The organism is Mycobacterium sp. TH-M15 (assembly GCF_057473705.1).
This window is the reverse complement of record NZ_JBYCLB010000246.1, coordinates 1-3,783: the sequence shown is the minus strand read 5'-3', so window position 1 is coordinate 3,783 and position 3,783 is coordinate 1. Positions and strand designations below refer to the sequence as shown.

The following is a 3,783-nucleotide window of genomic DNA, read 5'->3' as shown; positions in this document are numbered from 1 at the left end:
GACAGCAGCAACGACGGCAGCGTCAGCCCCAGTTCGGTAACCGGTGTCTTCCGCAGTGGCCCGAGGACCGTCATCGGATCGATCGGGATGTGCATGGCCGCGGCGAACAGCTGCTGCTTGGTCCCGAAGTAGTGGTGAACCAGCGCCGAGTCCACGCCCGCCGCAGCGGCCACCGATCGGATCGCGGTGTTGTTGAACCCGCCGCGGGCACTCAACTGCCGCGCGCTGTCCAGTATCCGCTCCCGGGTACCCGAGGCACCCGGCGGACGGCCGGGCCGCTTCCGGTTCGCCGCGGTCATCACGGGGTCCGTCGCCGCAGCGTTGCCGCGGCCAGGCACAGTGCCGCGATCGCGAAGCCCAGCACGACGACGATGTCGCGCACCGCGATCCCGGTCAGCTGCGGGTGAACGCCCACCTGCTGGAGTGCTTCCAGCGGGTAGCTGGCCGGCATCGCATTGCTGACCCACTGCAGCCATTCCGGCATCACCGCGCGGGCCACGATGAAGCCGCACAACAGCAACTGCGGGGCGATCACCACCGGCATGAACTGCACGGCCTGAAACTCGGTACGAGCGAACGCACTGCACAGCAGGCCCAAGCCCACACCGAGCACGGCGTTCACGATCGCGATCGGGAACACCCAGGCCGGGCTGCCCGCGGTGTCGAAGCCCAGCAGCCAGAACGACACCGCACAGGCGATGGTGGCCTGGGCCGCGGCCGCGATCGAGAACGCCGTCCCGTAGCCGGCCAGCAGATCGAGCCGGCGCAACGGGGTGGTCAGGATGCGCTCCAACGTCCCGGAGACGCGTTCCCGCTGCATGGAGATGGAGGTGATCAGAAACATCACCACCAGCGGGAGTAGACCCAGCAGGATCAGGCAGGCGTTGTTGAACGGCGACGGTGTGCCCGGCGGGTGCGGGGCGTCTTTGAACATGTAATACATCAGCGCGATCATCAGTCCGGGCACCAGCAGAAGCATCGCGACGCTGCGGTGGTCGGCGGCCAACTGGCGCAGGATTCGCAGCGTGGTGGCCAGATATGGCTGCAGGGTCAGCCGGCTCAGCTGGTTAGCGGCACGGTGGTGTGCCGGATGACGGAGAGAAACGCTTCCTCCAAGGATGGGCATCCGGTGTCCTCTCGTAGCCGGGTCGGGGTGGTGTGAGCCAGCAGGCGCCCGTCGCGCATCAGCAGCAGGTCGGCGCAGTGGTCCGCCTCGTCCATCACGTGACTGGACACCAGCAGCGTGGCCCCGCGCCGCGCCAGTTCGTGAAACTGCTGCCAGAGGTCGGCTCGCAGCACCTGACCGTGCCCGAGGTGACGACCTGGGTCCCGACGATGCAGCGGATCAGCGTGGTCTTGCCGCATCCGGACGGTCCGAGCAACCCGGTGACGCTGCCGCGGGCGATCCGCACCGAGAAATCGGGCAGCACCGGCCGGTTGCCGCGGTTCACCCGCACGTGGTTGATGTCGACGGCCAGATCGGCGCCGGTCCGCAACAATTCATCGGACGATGAACTCATCATGTGGTGAATATACCCCCGGTGCGCGGCCGTCAAGACGGGCAGGCAGAATCTGGCCGGTGAGCGCTGAGCGGCTGGCCGTCGATCCGGTCACCGCCGCCCACCGGCTGCTGGGGTCCACCCTGATCGGCCGCGACGTCCGGCTGCGGATCGTCGAGGTCGAGGCCTACGGCGGAGTTCCCGACGGCCCCTGGCCGGATGCCGCGGCGCACTCCTATGGCGGGCCCAGCGACCGGAACCGCGTGATGTTCGGGCCGCCCGGTCACCTGTACACCTACCGCAGCTACGGGATTCACGTCTGCGCCAACGTGGTGTGCGGGCCGGACGGGACGGCTGCCGCGGTGCTGCTGCGCTCCGGTGCCGTCGACGGTGACTCCGAGGCGGCCCGGGCGCGGCGCGGTGCGTCGGCCGGTGTGACCGCGTTGGCGCGCGGCCCGGGCAACCTGTGCGCCGCGCTGGGCATCACCATGGACGACTACGGGATCGACCTGTTCGATCCGGCCAGCCCGGTGCGGCTGGAACTCGGCGACCCGGATGCGCCGGTCCAGGCGGGCCCGCGGGTCGGGGTCAGCCAGGCGGCCGATCGGCCGTGGCGGCTCTGGCTGGCCGGGCGGTCGGAGGTGTCGGCCTACCAGCGCAGTCTCCGCGCGGCGGCGTCGGGCGCCAGCGACTGATCGGGGAAGATAGCTGATCCATGGGCACTGAATCTGTCGACATCCTCGACGAACTGGGCTGGCGCGGGCTGATCGCCCAATCCACCGATCTGGACGCACTTGCCGCGGCGGTCGGCCGCGGACCGATCACCGTGTACGCCGGGTTCGACCCCACCGCGCCGAGCCTGCACGCGGGGAACCTGGTGCCGCTGCTGGCCCTGCGCCGCTTCCAGCGGGCCGGTCATCGCCCGATCGTGCTGGCCGGCGGGGCGACCGGGATGATCGGCGACCCACGGGAAACCGGGGAGCGGACCCTGAACACCGCCGACACCGTCGCCGAGTGGGCCGAGCGGATTCGCGGCCAGCTGGAACGCTTCGTCGATCTCGACGACACCTCCACCGGCGCGATCGTCGTCGACAATCTGGAGTGGACCAGCCGGCTGTCGGCGGTGGAGTTCCTGCGTGATGTCGGCAAGCACTTCTCGGTCAACGTCATGCTCGACCGCGATACCGTCCGGCGCCGGCTGGACGGGGACGGACTCTCCTACACCGAGTTCAGCTACCTGCTGCTGCAGGCCAACGACTACGTCGAACTGCACCGGCGGTACGGCTGTTCGCTGCAGATCGGCGGCTCCGACCAGTGGGGCAACATCGTCGCCGGGGTGCGCCTGGTGCGCCAGAAACTGGGCGCCGCCGTGCACGCGCTGACCGTGCCGTTGGTGACCGCCAGCGACGGCAGCAAGTTCGGCAAGTCCACCGGCGGCGGCAGCCTGTGGCTGGACCCGGAGCTGACCAGCCCGTACGCCTGGTACCAGTACTTCGTCAACACCGCCGACGCCGACGTCGTCCGCTACCTGCGCTGGTTCACCTTCCTGTCCGCCGCGGAGCTGGACGAACTGGCCCAAGCCACCGAGTCGGCGCCCCAGCAGCGGGCGGCGCAGCGGCGGCTGGCCCGCGAGTTCACCACCCTGGTGCACGGTGCGGCCGCCACCGAAGCGGTCGAACTGGCCAGCCAGGCGCTGTTCGGCCGCGGTGAGCTGGCCCGGCTCGACGAGGCCACCTTGACCGCGGCGCTACGGGAGGCCCCGGTCGCGGTGCTGGCCCCGGGCGGCCCGGACGGCATCGTCGACCTGCTGGTCGGCACCGGCCTGGCGGAGAGCAGGGGAGCGGGCCGGCGGATGATCGGCGAGCGCGGGGTCTCGGTGAACAACGTCCGGATCGAGGACGAGGACTGGCGGCCACAGCCCGACGACTTCCTGCACGGCCGCTGGCTGGTGCTGCGCCGGGGAAAGCGCAACGTCGCCGGGGTCGAGCGGGCCGGCTGACCCGACCGGTTTGGTAGCCGGAAAGCCCCCGAAAGCCCCGGCCCAGCAGGCGATTTGACTCGCGCCGGCTGTTGGCGTAACTTAGCTGACGTCGCCAATGGCGGGCAACGACCGCACTTACGGCGAGTCCCACGGACCCGACACGAGTCCGTGGGCATTTCATCTGTACGCTCGGTCGGCCCCCGACGGTGTCGCGGGTTGGTCAGGCGTCTGATGAGCGTGTTGTTTGAGAACTCAATAGTGTGTTTGGTGGTTTTGTTTTTGTTGTTTTTTGCCATGCTCTCG

General features: G+C 69.5%; 4 protein-coding genes and 1 pseudogene. 2 read left to right on the top strand and 3 right to left on the bottom strand.

Features of this window, described 5'->3' with window-relative positions; all coding sequences use genetic code 11:
* The 3 genes and pseudogenes from AC2VNT_RS05870 to AC2VNT_RS05860 all read right to left on the bottom strand — a co-directional run.
* On the bottom strand, window positions 1–299 hold a 299-nt coding region (locus AC2VNT_RS05870), incomplete at its 3' end, for a TetR/AcrR family transcriptional regulator (protein WP_486945959.1).
* Window positions 299–1,126, bottom strand: a complete 828-nt coding sequence (locus AC2VNT_RS05865; protein ID WP_486945958.1) for an ABC transporter permease — start codon at window positions 1,124–1,126, stop codon at window positions 299–301. The genes AC2VNT_RS05870 and AC2VNT_RS05865, both read right to left, overlap by 1 nt.
* Window positions 1,060–1,523 (bottom strand): annotated as a pseudogene (locus AC2VNT_RS05860) (ATP-binding cassette domain-containing protein). The gene AC2VNT_RS05865 and the pseudogene AC2VNT_RS05860 overlap by 67 nt, the downstream one beginning before the upstream one ends.
* A gap of 56 nt (window positions 1,524–1,579) precedes the next feature.
* Here AC2VNT_RS05860 and AC2VNT_RS05855 point away from each other — a divergent pair.
* Entirely contained in the window at window positions 1,580–2,194 is a 615-nt protein-coding gene (locus AC2VNT_RS05855) for a DNA-3-methyladenine glycosylase (RefSeq protein ID WP_486945957.1), read from the top strand.
* A 20-nt stretch (window positions 2,195–2,214) separates the two neighbouring features.
* Window positions 2,215–3,498 (top strand): tyrosine--tRNA ligase, encoded by a 1,284-nt coding sequence (gene tyrS, locus AC2VNT_RS05850; RefSeq protein ID WP_486945956.1) that lies wholly within the window; start codon window positions 2,215–2,217, stop codon window positions 3,496–3,498.
* Window positions 3,499–3,783: the final 285 nt, after the last annotated feature.